This is a genomic window from Crateriforma conspicua, from assembly GCF_007752935.1.
Classification (GTDB): domain Bacteria; phylum Planctomycetota; class Planctomycetia; order Pirellulales; family Pirellulaceae; genus Crateriforma; species Crateriforma conspicua.
This window is the reverse complement of record NZ_CP036319.1, coordinates 4,386,172-4,405,616: the sequence shown is the minus strand read 5'-3', so window position 1 is coordinate 4,405,616 and position 19,445 is coordinate 4,386,172. Positions and strand designations below refer to the sequence as shown.

At 57.5% G+C, this 19,445-nt stretch carries 14 protein-coding genes; 8 read left to right on the top strand and 6 right to left on the bottom strand.

All coding sequences use genetic code 11. The features are described 5' to 3' along the window. Positions 1-11: 11 nt before the first annotated feature. Positions 12-908 (bottom strand): segregation and condensation protein A, encoded by an 897-nt coding sequence (locus Mal65_RS16045; RefSeq protein WP_145299651.1) that lies wholly within the window; start codon positions 906-908, stop codon positions 12-14. A 255-nt stretch (positions 909-1,163) separates the two neighbouring features. On the opposite strand from Mal65_RS16045, the gene ilvN reads away from it, so the two are divergent. From ilvN to Mal65_RS16030, 3 genes are all read left to right on the top strand, one after another. Then, entirely contained in the window at positions 1,164-1,727 is a 564-nt protein-coding gene (ilvN, locus tag Mal65_RS16040; RefSeq protein ID WP_145299648.1) for an acetolactate synthase small subunit, read from the top strand. 174 nt (positions 1,728-1,901) lie between these two features. Then, entirely contained in the window at positions 1,902-2,909 is a 1,008-nt protein-coding gene (gene ilvC / locus Mal65_RS16035; protein WP_145299645.1) for a ketol-acid reductoisomerase, read from the top strand. 40 nt (positions 2,910-2,949) lie between these two features. After that, positions 2,950-4,821: a CRTAC1 family protein gene (locus Mal65_RS16030; protein WP_196784219.1), complete on the top strand. Its 1,872-nt coding sequence runs from the start codon at positions 2,950-2,952 to the stop codon at positions 4,819-4,821. Here the strand turns inward: Mal65_RS16030 and Mal65_RS16025 are convergent. Next, positions 4,816-5,136, bottom strand: a complete 321-nt coding sequence (locus tag Mal65_RS16025; protein ID WP_390621865.1) for a helix-turn-helix transcriptional regulator — start codon at positions 5,134-5,136, stop codon at positions 4,816-4,818. The genes Mal65_RS16030 and Mal65_RS16025 overlap by 6 nt on opposite strands. A 358-nt stretch (positions 5,137-5,494) precedes the next feature. Between Mal65_RS16025 and Mal65_RS16020 the strand changes: the two genes are divergently transcribed. The 3 genes from Mal65_RS16020 (at position 5,495) to Mal65_RS16010 (ending at position 11,682) form a co-directional block, all read left to right on the top strand. Continuing rightward, a complete protein-coding gene (locus Mal65_RS16020) occupies positions 5,495-7,234 on the top strand; it encodes a proton-conducting transporter transmembrane domain-containing protein (RefSeq protein ID WP_145299640.1) in 1,740 nt (579 codons plus the stop codon). Positions 7,235-7,305: 71 nt separating this feature from the next. Then, the gene (locus Mal65_RS16015; RefSeq protein ID WP_145299637.1) at positions 7,306-9,936 is read left to right on the top strand and encodes a YbcC family protein; all 2,631 of its coding nucleotides are present in this window, start codon (positions 7,306-7,308) and stop codon (positions 9,934-9,936) included. A gap of 99 nt (positions 9,937-10,035) precedes the next feature. Beyond that, positions 10,036-11,682 carry a cation:proton antiporter domain-containing protein gene (locus tag Mal65_RS16010; protein WP_145299634.1) on the top strand — a complete coding sequence of 549 codons (1,647 nt, stop codon included), beginning with the start codon at positions 10,036-10,038 and terminating at the stop codon, positions 11,680-11,682. A gap of 121 nt (positions 11,683-11,803) precedes the next feature. Here the strand turns inward: Mal65_RS16010 and Mal65_RS16005 are convergent, their stop codons facing one another. Continuing rightward, positions 11,804-14,572 (bottom strand): M16 family metallopeptidase, encoded by a 2,769-nt coding sequence (locus tag Mal65_RS16005; protein ID WP_145299633.1) that lies wholly within the window; start codon positions 14,570-14,572, stop codon positions 11,804-11,806. A gap of 305 nt (positions 14,573-14,877) precedes the next feature. Between Mal65_RS16005 and Mal65_RS16000 the strand changes: the two genes are divergently transcribed. Both Mal65_RS16000 and Mal65_RS15995 read left to right on the top strand, forming a co-directional pair. Further along, positions 14,878-16,044 carry a transposase gene (locus Mal65_RS16000; RefSeq protein ID WP_145299629.1) on the top strand — a complete coding sequence of 389 codons (1,167 nt, stop codon included), beginning with the start codon at positions 14,878-14,880 and terminating at the stop codon, positions 16,042-16,044. 294 nt (positions 16,045-16,338) lie between these two features. Beyond that, a complete protein-coding gene (locus Mal65_RS15995; RefSeq protein ID WP_145299626.1) occupies positions 16,339-16,695 on the top strand; it encodes a Rieske (2Fe-2S) protein in 357 nt (118 codons plus the stop codon). Here the strand turns inward: Mal65_RS15995 and Mal65_RS15990 are convergent. Genes Mal65_RS15990 through Mal65_RS15980 form a run of 3 tightly spaced genes read right to left on the bottom strand, consistent with a single transcriptional unit; the run spans position 16,671 to position 19,441 of the window. Beyond that, positions 16,671-17,957, bottom strand: coding sequence for a dihydroorotase (locus Mal65_RS15990; protein ID WP_145299623.1), 1,287 nt, complete (start codon positions 17,955-17,957; stop codon positions 16,671-16,673). The two genes, Mal65_RS15995 and Mal65_RS15990, sit on opposite strands and share 25 nt — an antisense overlap. Positions 17,958-17,963: 6 nt before the next feature. Continuing rightward, the gene (locus Mal65_RS15985) at positions 17,964-18,920 is read right to left on the bottom strand and encodes an aspartate carbamoyltransferase catalytic subunit (protein WP_145299621.1); all 957 of its coding nucleotides are present in this window, start codon (positions 18,918-18,920) and stop codon (positions 17,964-17,966) included. Between the two features lie 11 nt (positions 18,921-18,931). Continuing rightward, positions 18,932-19,441, bottom strand: a complete 510-nt coding sequence (locus Mal65_RS15980; protein ID WP_196784217.1) for a DUF423 domain-containing protein — start codon at positions 19,439-19,441, stop codon at positions 18,932-18,934. Between the last annotated feature and the right edge of the window lie 4 nt (positions 19,442-19,445).

Here is a 19,445-nt window from a genome sequence, read left to right as displayed (position 1 = left end):
CGGCCGATCGTTCAAGATTCTGTTTCTTCGCCGCTTTGCGTTGGGTCGGCTTCATCGCCGCTTTGCGTCGGCTCGGAGGCGGTTTGGCCGCTGGTCGGCGTCACGGCGGGGCTGGATTTGGGCAAATTCGTGTTGTCCAATCCTTCGGCGGAATAGTTGTCCACCTCGTGTACCGCCAAGTCGTCGCTGTAGTGGTCGGTGCGGACCACATAGACTTCGCCAAAGTCGTCCTGTTCGACCGCCGCGCCGTGGTGACGGGTCAGTTCCAGTGTGGCCAGAAACCATCCGATCAACGCCGATTTGTGTTCTCCGCCGGTGACCAAGTCGATCAGCGGGATTCTTGCGTGGTCACGTAATTGGGTGTGGATCTGTTGCATGTACACGTGGATCGGTGTGTCGTCATAGATGACCTCCGTCGGCGGCGGGCCGGCCGATTCCCGCATGATGCGACCAAACGCGCTGACCAAATCCCAGATTTCCAGATCGACGATCGGCTGGTCGCCCGGGTCCACGCGACGGCTGGGCAGGTCGTCGGACATCCGCTCGAACCTTTCCTGCCACCGTTGGCTCATTTCATCCAGGACGGCGGCCGCGTCGCGGATTTCCTTGTACTGCAGCAGCCGTTCGATCAGTTCGTCCTGCGGGTCCTCCAGGGTTTCGTCTTCGGTTTCCTCGACGATTTTTGGCAGCACCGCATGGCTTTTCATCTCCACCAAGGTCGACGCGAGGTCCAGAAAATCCCCGACGTCCCCCAGGTCCAGGGCTTTCAGGATGTCCAAATATTCCAGGTACTGTTGGACGATTTTCGCCAGCGAGATCTGTGTCAGGGCCACCTCCTGGCGGCGGACCAAGTACAGCAGCAGGTCGATCGGACCACGATAAGCGGGCAAGTCGATGCGAAAATTCATGTCGATGGCGTGTCCGTTCGGTTGCGGCCGGGCGGTTTCCCGCTCCGTTGTCGGCCCACCCTGTGATCGGCCCGGCGGATTCCCGCCCTTGTGACTCCTGCGACCCAAAATTATCATGCCCGGCTTGGTTTTGGCACGTCCATTCCAGGCGAATCCGACTCTGGGCCGGGCAGCGACGTTTCGGCGATCTTTGCGCCGCCGGTCGACTCGACGCCTTCACACAATATCGCCTTCATTTCCAATCATCGCCCAACCATGTCTAACCCTCCGCACCGTCACGTTTTATCGGCTCTGGTCCAGAACGTCCCCGGCGTGCTGGCCCATATCAGCGGCATGCTGGCCTCGCGTGGCTACAACATCGATTCGCTGGCCGTCGGCGAAACCGAAGACCGACGATTGTCACGCATGACATTTGTCGTGGTCGGCGACGATCGCGTGGTCGAACAGGTACGGAAACAGCTAGAAAAGATCGTCACGGTCGTCCGCGTCCAAGACATCAGCAGCCGCGATTTCGTCGAACGCGATCTGTTGCTGGTCAAAGTCAAAGCGCCCGCCGGCCCGAAACGCAGCGAAGTCCGCGAATTGGTGGACATCTTCCGCGGTGCGATCGTCGATGTCGGTCCGGAAGAAGTGATGATCGAAATCAGCGGTCGGGAAAACAAGGTCCAAGCGTTTATCGAACGCATGCGTCCCTACGGAATCGTCGAACTGGTCCGCACCGGTCGCGTCGCCATGGTCCGCGGTGCCAGCGGACCGGCCATCACCGAAGAACCGCCGACGTCCGACGTCGGTACGATTCGTCGCTTCACGACCGCCTGAAATCCTCCGCAAATACAACGTTTGATTCGGCGTCCACGGTCGCCGATCTGCCTTCCGTGCGATCGCTATCTTTCTCGTTGCGGCACGTTCGATTGTGCCACACCGAATCGATCGTCCGGCCCATCGTCCAACTGAATGCCCGTTTTCCACTTCTCCCACGAACGATAGATCAACATGGCCGCAACGGTTTATTACGACAACGATGCCGACCTGTCCCATTTGAAGGGCAAGAAGATTGCCATCTTGGGATACGGTTCCCAAGGTCACGCCCAAGCACAAAACCTGCGAGACAGCGGCTGTGACGTTGTCATCGGTCAGCGTCCCGGATCGGCCAATTATGACTTGGCCGTTTCGCATGGATTCAAGCCGATGTCGATCGCCGATGCGACCAAGGCGGCCGATGTGATCAACATCCTGTTGCCCGATGAAGTCCAAGGCGACATCTATCGTGATTCGATTCGCGATAACTTGTCCGAAGGCAACATCTTGATGTGCAGCCACGGCTTCAACATCCACTTCGGCCAAATCGTGCCGCCCGCCGGGATCGACACCATGCTGGTCGCCCCCAAAGGCCCCGGACACTTGGTCCGCAGCGAGTACGAAAAGGGTGGCGGTGTCCCCGCCCTGTTGGCCCTGGGTGATGGTGCCAGCGATGAAACCAAGCAAATTGGTTTGGCCTACGCCAAAGGCATCGGCGGCACCCGCGGTGGTGTGATCCAAACCACGTTCGCCGAAGAAACCGAGACCGACTTGTTCGGTGAACAGGTGGTGTTGTGTGGTGGCGTCAGCGAACTGGTCAAAGCCGGTTTTGATACGCTGGTCGAAGCCGGTTACCAGCCGGAAATGGCCTACTTCGAATGCATGCACGAACTGAAGCTGATCGTCGATCTGTTGTACGAAGGCGGGCTCAGCTACATGCGTTACAGTATCAGCAACACTGCTGAATACGGTGACTACAGCACCGGACCTCGCATCATCACCGACGAAACCAAGGCGGAGATGAAGAAGGTCTTGCTGGAAATCCAAAACGGCACCTTCGCACGCAACTGGATCTTGGAGAATCGTGGCGGTGCTCCGTTCTTCAAGGCCACTCGTCGCCGTGAACGCCAGCACGGCGTTGAACAAGTCGGCAAGGGTTTGCGTCGAATGATGAACTGGATCGACGAAAAGGAAGTCGACTGACTTTCCGTCGTTCCGTCGCCTTTTCCCCAACGGGTGGACCGTGAACGAACCGATTCGAGATGAAAACACCGAAGACGACGCCATCATCGGCGTCGCCCTACGTCGGTCGGTCTTGATCATCGGTCTGCTGGCGATCGCCGGCGGTTTGATGTGGTTGGTGTTTGCGGAATCCCCGGAACCGCCCAAGCCACAAGTCTTCGAAACGGTCAACCCGGAACTGCGTCAACAGGCGTCCGACCTGCCCACGCTGACGATGACCGACGTCAGCGATTCCGCCGGCGTCGATTTTTTGCATCACACCGGCCGCGCCGGTGAAAAATTGTTGCCCGAAACGATGGGCAGCGGTGTGGCCGTGCTCGATTTCAATGGCGACGGCCACCAGGATCTTTTCTGGGTCAACGGTGACGATTGGCCCTGGTCCGAATCGCCCTCCGATCCGCCGCCGACCTGCCGTCTGTTCCAAGGCGACGGTCAAGGCAACTTCACCGATGTTTCGGAAGACCAGGGCGCGGCGTTGAAGCTGTACGGCATGGGCGTGGCCACGGCCGATTTTGACAACGACGGTGACGCGGATCTGTTCGTCAGTGCGGTCGGAAAAAATCGTCTGCTACGCAACGACGACGGTCGCTTTGTGGAAATCACCGATGCCGCCGGTGTCGCCGGCGCCGACGATGCGTGGAGCACCAGTTGCGGATTCTTTGATTTCGACCGCGACGGCTACTTGGACTTGTTTGTTTGCAACTACGTCGCGTGGGATCGCGATTCGGATCTGTCCCAGAACTTTACGCTCGATGGGATCAATCGGGCGTACGGTCCCCCGCGGGCATTCAACGGCACGTTCAGCTATCTGTATCGCAACAACGGCGATGGGACCTTTGCCGACGTCTCACAGGCCGCGGGAATACAGATTCGCAATCCCGATACGGATGTGCCGCTGGGTAAAGCGATGGGGCTGGCACCGGTCGATGTCAACGATGATGGTTGGATCGACATCATCGTCGCCAACGACACCGTGCGGAACTTTCTGTTCGAAAACCAGGGCGATGGCACGTTTGTCGAAGTCGGCCAATTATGTGGCATCGCCTATGACCGCAGCGGCAATGCACGCGGTGCGATGGGTATTGATTGCAGCCGTTTCCGAAGCGACGGAACCTTGGCGGTGGGCATCGGTAACTTTGCCAATGAGGCCAGTGCGCTTTACATGACACGGCCTGGTCGAGATCAGTTTGTCGATGCGGCGATGTTCACCGGATTTGGCCCGCCGACCCGGCAAGGCTTGACGTTCGGCCTGTTCTTCTTTGATGCGGATCTTGACGGTCGGCCCGATGTTCTGGGTGCCAACGGGCACCTGGAGGATGACATTGCCAAGACACAGTCGACCCAACGATACCATCAGCCGCCGCAGTTGTTTTGGAACGCGGGCCCCGATGCGGGAACCGAACTGGTTCTGACATCAGCCGAACAAACGGGCGACGGATTTCAACAGCCGATCGTCGGACGCGGCGCCGCCTATGGTGATTTCGATGACGACGGCGATCCCGACGTGGTGATTTCCACCAGCGGTGGACCGGCGCGTGTTTTTCGAAACGACCAACAGACCGGTCATCACTTCTTGAAGGTGCGGCTGATCGGAACGGAAAGCAACCGTGATGCGATCGGTGCGAACGTGACTCTGACGTCGGGCGATGCGGTCGTGTCCCAGACGGTGATGCCGACCCGCAGTTACCTCAGCCAGTGTCAAAAGGAATTGATCTTTGGGCTTGGCGACGTTGATCAAGTCGATTCCATCCGTGTTGCATGGCCCAGTGGTAACGTGGAATCGTTTGACGCCGATGCAGTGGATTCGACCGTTGTCTTTCGCGAAGGCGACGGGCTGGCGGTCAGCGATCCCGACGACCGATGCAGTCTATAACGGGCCGCCGGAGCCCGCTTTGGTGATCAATTCCAACAGATCGCCGATATCACGATGCGCCTCAATCGGGTGGCGCAGCGGCTGGTCGGTGATGACGTGGTAATGGTTTTGGCGGCCGACCTTTTCTCGCCGCAGAAACCCCTCTTCTTCCAATTCTTGGACGATCCGCTGGACCGCGCGTTCGGTGATCCCGACCCGAACGGCGACTTCGCGTAGCACCAAATCGGGCTGTCCGTGCAGCACAATCAGCACGTGCGCGTGATTCGTCAGGAACGTCCACCGGTGCGCCGTCGGTATCGGATCCACCGCGGGCACCGTTGGTGGAGGGGTCGCTGGGGAAGTGGTTCGCGAGCGATTGGGGGTACTTTTGGCCACGTCGATTCCTGTTTCTGTCACCCAAGAAAAGCACCGATCGCGACGTCGCGGCCGTGTCGCGCAGTCGGCAAACCGCGATTGTACCAAAGAAGCGAAAAATAATTCGCGAACAATCTGACGCCTTTTTCCCGCGAAATGCCGGGAATTTGAGCCAAATCGAGACCCGCGGGCAAGAAAAATGAAACTCAAAACGCGACTGCGAATTGACGAAAATGTTGTCGTGCTTTAGGCTTCGCGAAAACTGAAGCGTGAAACAGGTTGCGTTTTTACTGATTTCTGTGTTTCCGGAGAATGTCCCGTGGTCGAACCCAATTGGTTGCCTGTCGTGGCGACGTCGGTGTTGCCCCTGTTGTTGGTGGCTCTTGCTTTGTTGCCCGACCGCCGGGCCAACCACTGGGCGACCGGAATTTCGCGTCTGGTCACCAACACCTTGGCCGTGCAGTGGCTGGTCAGTGTGTTGGCGTTCGCGTGGGTCGGTTGGAATCGCTGGTTGGATCCCCAAGCCGGCGTCTCACAGTGGTCCATCGGCGATACGTTTCGCTTTTTGCCCTTCACGTCGCTTCTGCGTTTGGACGGCTTGGCGGCGATCATGCTGGTGTTGATCTCCACTCTGGCGGTGGTGATTGCACGGTACAGCCTTCGGTATCTGGACGGCGAGGCCGCCCAGGGGCGTTTCTTTCGCTGGATTGCGGTGGCAACCGGATCGGTCAGCTTGTTGGTGCTGTCCAGCAACCTGGCCTTGTTCATCTTGTTTTGGGTGGCCACCAGCCTGTCGCTTCACCAGTTGTTGGTCCACTATCGTCACCGACCTGCGGCCGGGATTGCCGCCTGGAAAAAGTTCTTCATCAGTCGGTTGGGCGATCTCTGTTTGATCATCGCGGCGGTCCTGCTGTGGCAGAATTTTGGCACCTTGGACTTTCAAGCGATGTTCGCGTCGACCGCGGAGGCCATCGGTTCGGCGGGCGTTCAGACTCCGGTGCAAGTCGCTGTTTGGCTTTTGATCGCCGGTGCCGCGACCAAGTCGGCCCAGGTGCCGTTCCACACTTGGTTGCCACAAACCATGGAAACGCCGACGCCGGTTTCGGCCCTGATGCACGGCGGGATCGTCAACGCGGGCGGTTATCTGATCATTCGAACCAGCCCCATCGTTTCGCAGGTGCCAGCGGCCTTGGCGACCCTGGCAATGGTGGGTTTGGTGACCGCGGTCTTCGCCGCACTGGTGATGATGACGCAAACCAACATCAAGCGAAAGTTGGCGTATTCGACGATCGCACAGATGGGATTCATGATGTTGCAATGCGGCTTGGGCGCCTTCGGTGTCGCTCTGCTGCACCTGATCGCCCATTCGGTTTTCAAGGCCAACGCATTCTTGGCCAGCGGTGAATTGCCTCGATTCGATTTGGCTGACGACAAGACCGGGAAATCCACCGGCGCATCCCATGCAGCGGATCAGGCCGGTGATTCATCGGTCTCGCCCGTGTTTGCCAGGCCTTTGGTTTCCTTTGCCATCATTGCGTCACAGGTGGCTTTGATTTTGACGTTGCTAAGCGTTTTCGGTTTCGATCCGTTGCACAAACCCGGTGGGATCGTTCTCGCCTGCGTCATGTCTATATCACTGTTTGCATTGTCGATGCCCCGGTTGTCGGTGTCTCAAAGCACGTCGTCAGGATTCGGACCGACGGAAACACAGGCGGGCGTGATGCGTTGGGGCCAACGTCTTGTCGGTCGCTCACACGCGGGACTACCCCGTCACCGAGCGATCGCCGCTCGGGTGGTGCTGATGGTGGCGGCCTACGTCGCCGCTTTAACGTTTGTCGTGTTCATCGCGTCGACCGATTTATCGCACGCCGCGATGGCTCCGGTGCAATGGGCTGTCGGTGTGGTGGCCATCCTTGCCTTTGTCGGCTTGGCTTGGATCCAGCGACAGGTCATGTGGGGAGACGGTCAGCGCTGGTTGGCTCTTTACGTTCACGTTCGAAATGGCTTCTACGTCGATGCATGGTTGCGTCGTCGGATCCGCCTGCTTCCACACGAATGATCGATTCGCCCGTCGTAAACCCTTGAAATCACTCACAACACACACTGGTGTTCGTCCCAGGAGACTTATTGATGTCGCAAGCTGATTCTGCCCAGCAATCCGGACTAAGCGTCGCAACGGAAGCCACGACACGGCTGCATCCCGCCGAACAGTTTCGGGATTTGGTCCAACGCATCTTTGACGTGATCGCGCCCGTGTGGCCGTTGGATGACTATGTCGCGGTCAATCCGTACGTCGGGATATCGGAGCGACGTTTTCTGAACGCTCGCGGATTTCTGCGAGTGTTTTCAGAGTCCGAAACACTCATGCCGCTGCAGTATTACGCGGACCTGTTTCGCGACGGCCAAGTCGGGCGACAGGCTATCGCTGACGCTTTGGACGAACTGCGAACCGACGGCGTCGAGGACGATGCACCGTGGGCGGTGGACGAATTGATTGAAAAGCTTCGGTCGGTTCCACCGCGACCCGCCGATGCGGACGCGGCGGACCGGATTGACATTCCGCTGTCCATTCCCAACCCCGACCGACGCGTGCGCAGCATGTCCGAGTTGTTGGATCGGCAAATGGGCACGGATTACGAGCGGACCGTCATTGACGAAATCGGCAAGCATGTCCCGGCCTATTACGATCGCGGGACATCATTGTGGTCGATGCCATGTCGAAACCTGACGTTGTATCAATCGTGGCACAGCTTGGCGCGGATCGATCGCACGGTCGAAGTGCTTGGGGTGAAGGATTTTCGCGAATTCGTTTCGTTGCTTCCACCGTCGCCCAAAGCGGCGATCGTCCATTGTTTGAAACTCCTGCGGGTTCCCCAACGATGGTGGGAAACCTATTTGTTGTGTTTGGTCTTTCAAATGCCGGGGTGGTACGGTTGGGTGAAATTCCAGTCGCAACAGTATGGACACGCGGGTGAACCCGACGAGTTGATCGATTTGTTGGCGATTCATCTGGCCTACGAAGCCGCAATCGCAGATTCCGAATCCTATCGCGTCAGCTGGGATAACATTGCGGACGATCGAGTCGGGCGTTTTGCAGCATCGGTCCATGAATCGCTGGAAGAGGTCAAGCTGCGGTATTTGATGCTGCGGGCGACAGAATTGACGTTCCAGCGGGAATTGCTTGGCCAGCTTTCATCGACCGGGCACCCGCCAGCACTGGTGAACCAAAACGGTCAGACGGATCAGACATCGCAGCATGCCGACAGCGACCAAACCAATCCGAAACCAGATGAAACGCCCATCGCACAGATTGCGTTTTGTATTGACGTGCGAAGCGAACGACTTCGCCGACACCTCGAATCCAGCAATGCTCAGGTGCAAACGCTTGGGTTTGCCGGTTTCTTTGGAATGCCGATCGACTACGTGCCGCTGGATTCCGAAGCCGCAAAGCCACAGGTTCCGTTCTTGCTGCGGCCATCGCTGCGGGTCTTCGAAGGCCATCGCGGTGCGAATGCCGACGAATTGGCTTGGCAAAGGCATGTGGCGATTCAACAGCGAAAGAACCAATCGTGGCTGAGCAGTTTGAAAGACACGGCACTGGGCGGATTCGCGTTCGTCGAATCACTGGGGCTTTCGTTTTTACCGAAGCTGTTTGGACAAACCGTATTGCCAACGCTGCAACCGAAGCAGGGCTCGCAATCGCACGCAGCCTGCGGGACCGAACCGGTGGCCCCGATGTCCGACTTGGACACCGCATGCCAGCAAGCATGGATCGATGCGGCCGAAGGGTTGATTCGGGGATTGGGGTTGGTCGGCAAACCGATCAGCGATTTGTTGATCCTGTGCGGACACGAAAGCCACACGACGAACAATCCCGTTGCCGCGACGTTGCAGTGCGGTGCTTGCGGCGGGCATTCCGGCGAAGTGAATGCCAGGGTGGCGGCCGCGCTATTGAATCGACCTGATGTTCGTGAAGCTCTCAGCGAACGTGGCGTCTGTATTCCGTCGTCCACCGTTGTGCTGGCGGCTGTCCACGAAACGACCACCGATCACATTCGTCTGGTGGATGCCGATTCGATCCCATCGCAATTGCAATCGCAACTCAGTCAAGTGAAGGATGCCATCAAAGTCGCGTGCAAGGCGACTCGTCGGGAACGACAGATAACCTGGCGGGAACCGGGGGCGGACGGTGATTCACTCCGGCGTTCGCTGGACTGGGGCGAAGTGCGACCCGAATGGGGCTTGGCCGGGAATGCCGCGATCGTTTTTGGTCCACGCGAACGAACTCGGTCGGCGGACCTGAACGGTCGTGTCTTCCTGCACGAATACGACGCCGAAAGCGACCCGGATGGCGAACTGTTAAACAATTTGGTGGCCGGTCCGCTGGTGGTCGCGCACAGCATCAACATGCAGTACTACGCCTCGGTCGTGGACAATCGACATTTCGGAAGCGGCAACAAAACTGTCCACAACGTCGTCGGGGGCTTCGGCGTTCAGTCGGGCAACGGTGGTGATTTGATGAACGGTTTGGCTTGGCAGTCGTTACATAATGGCAGCCGATACGCCCATGAACCCTTGCGGCTGTTGGCCGTGTTCTATGCTTCGCGGTCGGTGGTCGATCGGGTGTTGGCATCCCACGATGATGTTCGCACTTGGATCGAAAATCGATGGCTGAATTTGGTCGCGATCGAAGGGCAGCAGTCGTTCCGATTGTCGGACAACGGACAATGGGTCGAAGTCGCCTCGGACGTTGCCGCTTGAGACCCCAAAATCCGATTCGGACAATCCTTCGCAGGGAACAAGGTGGATGTTAGTCTGCTCGATGCAGTGTCTGCTCCACCTTGATTTCAATGCAATCGAATGACCGAAGCACTGATACATGACCTGATGATCATTTTGGCGGCCGGCTTGGCCGCCGGACTGCTTTGTCGGTTGCTTAACGTGTCCGTGCTGGTGGGCTATCTGTTGGTCGGCGTCTTGCTTGGACCCGGTGTCACAGGCTGGGTCGTCGACGAACGAGCAGAGTTGGCGCACATCGCCGAAGGCGGCGTGTTTCTGTTGTTGTTCACCATCGGGTTAGAATTTTCGCTGGGTGACCTTCGTCGATTGGGACGAAATCTGTTGGTCGGCGGGTCGGTCCAAATGCTGTTGGTGGGCGGACCGATTTCGGCATGGTTGATCGCCAATGGCCAAGATTGGCGCTCGGCGGTCTTGGTGGCTTCGGCGTTGGCATTCAGTTCGACGGTGCTGGTTTTCAAAGCCCTTTCGGAATGGGGGCAAGCACATCGTCCACCCGGTCGCCGCGCGATCGGTATTCTGCTTTTTCAAGACGCGGCACTGGTGCCATTGCTTCTGTTGGTGCCGTTGTTGACCGGTGACGGCGAAGCTGTTCGATTCGGACAGTACATTCTGTTGGCAACAATGTCCGTCGGGTTTCTGGCGATGGTGGTCGCGATGCGATACGTCATCGGCCAGTGGTTGATCCCGACGTTGGCAAGATACCGAAGCCCCGAGTTGGTGATTTTGTTCACGATCGTGGTTTTGGGGGCGGTGACCTGGGCCGCACACTTGGTCGGTCTGCCTCCGGCGGTTGGTGCGTTCGCGGCCGGATTGATTTTCAACGGAAACCGGTGGTCTCGTCAGATCGACGCCCTGGTCTTGCCATTTCGCGAAACATTCTCGGCCGTGTTTTTTATCGGCTTGGGGATGATTTTGGACCCAGCGCTATTGGCCCGTGAACCCTGGGGAATGTTGACCGCCTTTGTGGCTTTGGTGCTAGTCAAAGCGGTTGCCGCGACCATCGCGCTGCGGCTGACGGGGTTAGCGATTCGACCCGCGATCGGAATGGGAATTGGTCTTGCGCATGTGGGGGAATTTGCGTTCGTGCTCGCGCTTTTGGGATACGAATCGGGGGTCGTCAGCCACTCGGCCTATGAGAAAATCGTAGCTCTGGCCGTTGGCACATTGTTGTTGACACCACCGCTGATGAAGCTCGGGTTTCGTTGGACACGTGATGAAACGGAGATGGACAGCGGTCAGGTCACGGACGTGGCGCCGCGCCGTGAAAGCCATCGCGTGGCCGTGATTGGTGCCGGCCCCATTGGTCGGCAGGTCGCATCGCAGTGGGAAATCGAAGGCAAAGATGTTTGTGTGGTTGATTTAAGTCAAATCAATTTGCACGCATTTGCCCAGGAAGGGTTTCGCACCGTTTGTGGCGATGCGACGGAAGCACAAACATTGCAATTTGCCGAAGTCGATCGTTGCTTTGCGGTCGCCGTTTGCGTGCCAGTCGATGCCGTTGCGATTCGCACCGTACGAAAGATTCGTCAATTGAATCGACAAGCGTTGATTGTTGTCCGGTGCCGGTATCAAGCAACGTTGCCGAAACTGAAATCTGTCGGCGCCGATCACGTTGTCAGCGAGGAAGCGGAGGCGTCGATCGCATTGACTAGGTTCTTGGCGACTGCCGGCGCAAAGGCCTCCGATGAAGGTTCGCAAAACGTTTGACGTCGGGGATAGAAGAAAGCCGCTGCGTGAGTCCTTGGCGGACCCAAGCAGCGGCATTGCGTTTGCCATTCGTTTTGATAGCGGCAATGGGATGATTCATCGCCGCAGTCAAAGATGCGATTTAGGGGGCGGTGACTTCCGCTCCTGCAAAGTCGCCGGCCAAGGCGATGATCATCTTTTCAGGATCAATGTGGTTTCGAATCGCTTGATTGACCTGTTCCAAGCTGGCATCGGCAATCTGTTGTTCGTAGCGAGCTTGGTGCTCCATCGTGCGGTCATAGAACAGGTTGTTGCCTAGCAGAACGGCCAGATTTCGATCTTGCGTTCGACCCACACGTTGTTTTTGCAGGTAGGCGGTCTTCGCTCTTTGCAATTCATCCTCTGTCACACCATTTTCTCTTAGGTCATTGATGACCTCGGTGATCACTTCCACGATCTTCTCGCGGTTCGTGGGATTCGTGATTGCGTACAGCGTCAGGCTGACAAGCTCGTCTTTTGCGTAGGCGGTCAATCCGGTTCCCACACCATATGACAGGCCTTCTTGTTGTCGGACGCGATCGCCCAGGCGACTGCTCAGCCCGCTGCTGCCCAGGATAAAGTTGCCCAAGACCAAAGCAGCGTATTCGTCCGAAGTGTCGGACAGCGCATACTGCTGGCCGCCGTACAAGACTGCGTTTTCCTTGTCGGGAGTTTCGATGATCGGGCGAAGTGCACTGTCAAGCACAATCGTCGACCGCCCGATTCGTTCGTACGGCTCATCACTTTTCCAGTCGGTCAGAAACGAAGAAAACCCGTCGACGATGGCTTCGGGTTCAAAGTCTCCGACGGCAATCAATTGGCCGGCCTGATTGCCCAGGAACTCGTTGTACAACTCGCGGATCTCATCGATCGTCACCGATTCGTACATGGCAATCTCTTCTTCGAGTGTTTGCACGTATCGAATGTTTGACGGATCGTCCGGTGACAAAGCACGTTGCACGGCTCTCGCGGCTTGTGATCCGGGATCGTTCATGTTTTGTTCCAGGCTCGTCAAAATCTGACGCCGAATGACTTCCAATTCGTCGGAGTCAAAACGCGGATGGCGGACCAAGTCGCCGATCAATGCAATGACTTCTGGGACGAACTCGCGTTTGGTTTGGACTTGAACATTCAATTGACCAATCTGGCTGAACATGGAAAGTTCGGCACGCAGGCGAGTCAGTTCGTCCTGAAGTTCCTGGTAGTCAAGTTTTTCGGTGCCTCGAGCCATTGCCAGACCCAGTAATTCCACCGCACCACGTCGTTCGTTTAAGGTTTGTCCCGTCCCGAAACGCAATCGAAGTTGCAGGACGACCGATTCGCCTCGCGTCTTTTTGGGTAGCAGTGCGTATTCGATTCCTCCGGTCAATTCACCCTGTTGCACCCGAGCCTGGATGGCCAAGGGATCCGGATCGAATTGTTCGCCCTGGGATACGGCTTCGCGGCCTTTGTAACCATCCAGCACGGTCGCCAAGTCCGGAGATTCCGGGACGGTGACTCGCTGTACTTCATCGGTCGGGATGAACAAGCCCACGGTTCGGTTGTCGCGAATGAAATACGTTTGTGCGACCTGTTGCACTTGTTTAATGGTCAGCTTTTCCAAGTTGTCGCGGAACAGGAAGTACAGTCGCCAGTCACCTTGAGCGGCCCAGTCGCTGAGGGCCACCGCGATACGGTCACTGTCGGCAGCTTGTAATTCACGCTGTTTCAGAAGATTTTGAACGGCACGGTCCAGTTCAGCTTCGGTGACGGGCGATTCTGTGAACGAACGTTCCATCACTTCGATCAACTTCAAACGAGCTTCCTCGATCGACTGATCTTTGGGGACTTCGGCAAGGACTTTGAATAGTCCTGGTTCGTACAGCCCGTTTACCATGGCGTAGACGTTGCTGGCCAATTCCGTTTCGACCAGCGATTTGTACAAACGCCCCGATGGTTCATCGCCCAGGATGTACTGCAGCACGGCGACCGCGGCATAATCTTGATGGCTGCCGGCAGGGACATGGTAGGCGGAACCTGCCCATTGGACGTCACCCACACGGCGTAGGACGACGGTTCTTTCGCCGTCTTGAGCGGGTTCAACGGTGTAGGTGTCGTCAATCGGCGAATCAGGAACCTGTAATTTGCCGAATGTCTTTTGCAGCATCTCGATCGCGGTATCCGGATCAAATTTGCCGGCGACGACCACCATGATGTTGTCGGGTCGATAGAACTTTCGATAGAAGCGGCGAAGGCGAACGACCGGGACTCGTTCGATGTCACTGCGGTTTCCGATTGTCGTTCTGCCGTAGTTGTGCCACTCATAGGCAGCCGCTTGCATGCGTTGCATCAGCACACGGACGGGCGAATTTTCGCCTTGCTCAAATTCGCTTCGCACCACGGTCATTTCGCTTTCCAGGTCTTCGCCACGAATGAGGCTGTTGACCAAGCGATCCGATTCCAGTTTGAGAGCGAACTCCAGGTTCTCGTCACTGGCGGGTAGCGTTTCGTAGTAGTTGGTTCGGTCTAGCCAGGTCGTGCCGTTGAATCGAGCACCACGATCTTGAAGCGACTTTGGAACGTTGGGGTGCGAGGGAGTGCCTTTGAACAACATGTGTTCCAGAAGGTGCGCCATGCCGGCTTCGCCATAGCCTTCGTGCCGCGATCCGACGAAGACCGTCATGTTGACGGTCACCACTTCTTTGGAGGGATCGGGGAACAGCAAGACTTTGACGCCGTTGTCCATCCGGTATTCGGTGATGCCCTCGATTTCAGTGACTTTCATGATCGATGTTTCGTCTTGGTTCGGCGAATTACCGTCGGATGATTGGGCGGTCTGATTGGTAGCCGCATCGGAGTCCTGGGCAGCCGCGGGCAACGACAGGCAAGTCATGCAGGCAAGGAAAGCCGCCAAGGAGGCCCTGGTGATGGGCAGGAGAACACGTTTGCGGCTTCGCAAAAGAGCGAACGGAGAATGATTCCGTGGGCGACCAAGATTAGCAATGGCCGTGAAATTCATCGATTGATTCCTTTTTTCGATCGGGTGAAATCGCGTCTGCGGCAGTGTAGCGTTTTTCACACCTCTCAACCCCTCCCTAAAAAGTGCCACCCACCTATCCAAGAATGTGCCACCCACCTATTGTTTCGGTTCGCTGTACTAGATACGCTTCGGTTTTCGTTTTGATGGGAGGAATGATCGTGCCACGTGCAAAGCGTACGGAACAGTTCGTTGCCCAAGAGGTCTGTGTGGTTCACGTGGTGCAACGCTGCGTTCGCCGAGCGTTCTTGGCAGGCGCTGATCCGGTGAGTGGATGCGATTATTCGTATCGAAAGGAATGGATCCGCAGACGTATGGAGGCGTTGGCTTCCGCTTTCGGGATCGACGTGTTGTCTTACGCAATCATGAGCAATCATTTGCATCTGATTTTGCGTAATCGCCCCGATGTTGTAGCTTCTTGGGCAGATGAAGAAGCGGCGATTCGCTGGCTGAAGGTCTTTCCGGGCCGGCGACTGGAGGAGCATCTTGGCGAACCCACGGAGGCGGAGGTGCAGCGGTTGTGTCGGGATAAGCCAAGACTGCAAGAAATTCGCAACCGGCTTTCTGATATTTCCTGGTTCATGCGTGCGCTGGCCGAACCTATTGCGCGGATGGCAAATCGTCAGGACGACTGTACCGGAAGGTTTTGGGAGGGGCGTTTCAAGGCACAGCGAATTGTCGATGAAGCCGGGCTTTTGGCGTGCAGTATGTATGTGGATCTAAATCCAGTTCGGGCCGCGGTCGGTGATTCGCCGGACTGCGTTCCGCATACTTCGGCCTATGATCGAATCGAAGCAGCGAAGGGCAAGCAAATCAATTCCGCAGCCTTTGATTTACAACCGGTTCCTGTGAGTGATGCGAGTGGACAGTCGCTCGAAGTTCCGGCTGAGAAGCTGCGTCGAGCGAAGAAAGCTAAACAGCGTTCGTCATCCGGTCGAAGGATCCGGCGCGACGCTTGGCTGGCAAATCTGTCGCTTGATGCTGGCAAGCTGGCCAATGACCCGGAGGTCCATCGCGAAGGATTGCGGTGCAGCAACAGCGGCTATCTCAATCTTTCCTTGCGAGAATACATGCGACTGCTGCGGTGGACGGCAAGTGCCGGACGAGAGTCCATGCGTGGGCGGCAATCGGTTCCCAAGGATGTTGCTCGAGCATTGCGGCATCGAGGTATTGAAGCGGAAATGTGGTCGGAATTGGTTTGGAATTGGCAGCGATACTTCGGGCGATCTGGGTGTGCAGGAAGCCCGAAAGCGATGAAGGCTGATGCAGAGAATTCTGGAAGGCGATGGTATCGCGGTCAGGGTGCCGTTGCAGCCTTCTTTTGCTGACCCGTCCCGCTCGAATAGCCTTCACGATCTTCTCGTTTGGTGACTCTGGGGTGGCGATGCGCGCCCGGCGAGATAATTGACCGTCGTTGTCGCTTCTCGAGTGAAGATTGTTGGTCAAGAAATGGCCGATGCAAGTGTTGGGCCGGGGGGCGGCGATGCGTGGGCGGGAAACGCTGCTAATGTGAGTATTCAAAAGGTGGGTGGCACCAAATGAAAAGGGGCTGGATTGGGTGGGAGGTGGCGGTTTAGATTCGGACGCGAATCAATATCGACGACGGCAAAGGCCATTAAGCAATGAAACCCAGCGAGACTCAGCAATCCGACGACTCGTGGACCGACGTGCTGGCTTCATCGGACCTTCCCGATGCGTCTGCGAAGGAGGTCGTCTTTGGTGATTGCGTCGTGGCAATCTTTCGGGTCGATGGTCGCTTATACGCTTTGGATGGCCTATGCGCGCACCAGGGTGGACCGATTGCCGAGGGGCATGTAGGACATGATGTCGACGGCAATCCGTGCGTGACATGCCCATGGCATGGATGGCAGTATGAGATGGCAACCGGGATTCAGGTCGTTAATCGTCAGCCGTTGCAGCGATGCATCGGCGTTCGTGAAGTGGCGGGCCGCATTCAACTGCGAGCAAATTTGACCTGACCACCGACAATCGTGCGGGTCACCAATGCTTCAAGTTGCTTTCCATCAAGCGGGCTGCTCTTGCATCGCGATCGAAACTTTGATCCGTCAACGGTCCACTGAGCGCTGGGATCAAAGATCACGATATCGCCGGCTTGCCCCACCGAGAGGCCACCGGCATTGATCCCGGCGATGCGTGCCGGTGCGGTCGACAGACGGTCGATCGCGTCTGCCCATGTCAGGTGTCCGGGGCGGACCATGAATGTTGCGACACTTGATAGCGAGGTTTCTAAAGCTGCAGCGCCAAACGGCGCTCGATCCAGATCGTTGGATTTCTTTTCCGTTGCGCGTGGCATGTGGCCGCTGACGATCGCATCGATCGTTCCGTCGGCAATCGCCAAACGCAATGCTTCGACATGTCGCGGGCTGCGTAGTGGCGGGTGAACCTTGAAGCGGGAATCGTACGACCGCAATTCAGAATCGGTCAGGAACAGATTGTGCGGACAGGACGAGGCGGTGACCTGGACGCCGCGTGATTTAACGCGTCGCAGCAAGTCGATCGAACCCATCGTGCTGACCGGTCCGACGTGCAACCATCCGCCGGTCGCCTCGGCCAAGCGGACGTCTCGTGCGACCGCCAAGTCTTCCGCTTCAGTCGGTAGACCGCGAAGCCCAAGGACAAGGGATACCTGGCCATCATGCATCACGCCGCTACTGGCCAGCACGGGAACTTCCGGACGATCAAAAATCGGCTTGTTCAGCATCCGACAGTACTCCAACGCACGCTTCAGCAAGGCATCGTTGGGCATCGGGTAAGGCGCATCGCTGAACGCGACCGCGCCGGCATCCGACAGCAAACCGAGTTCCGCCATCTGATCCGCTTCGCGGCCCTTGCTGAGGCACGCGATCACGTGGACTCGGACGCCGCTAGCTTGTGCGGATTTCTGTCGGACCAGTTCCACTGCCGCTGGCGTGTCGATGACCGGCGATGTGCTGGCGCTGCACAGTACGGACGTGTATCCGCCGGCCAACGCCGCATCGCTTCCGGTTTGGATGGACTCGTCTTCTTCACGTCCCGGATCTCGAAGTTCCGCTGCCAAGTCGACCAGCCCCGGTGCAACGATTTGTCCGGACGCGTCGATGCGATCGGCGCCTTGGGGGATGTCGCCGTCGGACGGATCGATGGCTGCGACGATTCCGTCGACGACCAGCAAGCGGGCGGGTCCGTCCCATCCGACCGACGGATCAACCAATCGGCCGTTTTCAATGAGCAAAGCTGTCATCGTTGATCAGACCTCTTGTTTCCCGGCTAAAAGCCAAAGTGCCGCCATCCGTACCGCGATCCCGTTGTTGACTTGTTCCAAGATGACACTGTGCGGTCCGTCGGCGACTTCCGGAGTGATTTCCACGCCGCGATTGATTGGCCCGGGTGCCATGATCAGAATCCCGTCTTTGGATCGACGCACACGATCACCCGTCATCGCATACAACGCCGCGTATTCTTGAACGCTGGGAAATGGCCGTGCCGATTGGCGTTCGAATTGGATCCGCAGCAGGTTCAAGACATCGCATCGGGGAAGGATTTCGTCCAAGCTGTAGGAAACCTCGAATCCCAATTCCGACCAACGTTGGCTGACCAACGTCGGTGGGCCACAGATGATGACATGTGCCCCCAGTTTTTTCAGGCCCCAGATGTTACTGCGAGCGGTTCGGCTATGAGCGATGTCGCCGACCAAGGCAACGGTCAAGCCGGCGATTTGTCCGCGATGCTGGCGGATCGTCAGCATATCCAAAAGGCCCTGGGTCGGATGTTCATGGGGGCCATCGCCGGCGTTTAAGACGCTGCAGTCCAGTTCACGAGACAACAGATGGGGCGTGCCCGGCGTGCTGTGCCGTGTGACCACCCAGTCGACACCCATCGATTCGATGGTCTTTGCGGTATCGACAAACGATTCGCCTTTGGCAACGCTGCTGCCGGCGCTGCTGAATTCCACCGTGTCGGCGCCCAGACGCTTTGCCGCCAGAGAGAAACTGTTTCGCGTCCGTGTGCTGTTCTCGAAAAACAAGTTGGCACAAGTCAAGCCGGTCAGCAATGAGAGTTTACGCCGACAACCATCGGTCATGCGTTTCAGCTTATCCGCCGTGTCCAACAGAATGACAATCTCTTCGGACGACAGGCTTTCCAAATCCAGCAAATGCCGACGAGTCCAATTCGCCGGATACTCAATGGTTTCCGCTGTCGACATATCGGTCTCCGTCAACGTGGGGCTCCCGACCGGCTTTCCGCCGAATCCGGCTCCGGTGCAATTGTCTGTGTTTTGCGGTGATGTTGGTCACCATTTCGGACGGGGAAAAATCCGGCGATTGCCAACAGCGTCCATGCGGCGATCCATGCCAAACCGCCAAGCGGAGTGATCGCGCCCAACCATGGGGTGTTGGTCAACACCAGTAGGTATAGGCTGCCGGAAAATAGGAGGACACCGGCCCACATCAGCCGGTAAGCCCAACGCACGGTCCAGGCGTGACGTCGGCTTGTGGGCAAAGCCGACAATGCCAGCAGGGCGACCGCGTGAGCCAAGTGATAGCGGGCCCCCACATCGAATTGATCCAAGCGGCGTTGGATCAAAGCCTGGTCCAAACCCATTGCGGATAAGTGATCGGGCAATCCGTGGGCACCGAATGCCCCGATCAACACCGCCAATCCGCCACACACGCCGGCCCAACCCAGCCAGTGGTGACTTTGAGCATCGGTCGGCAAGCACGGCACGTCG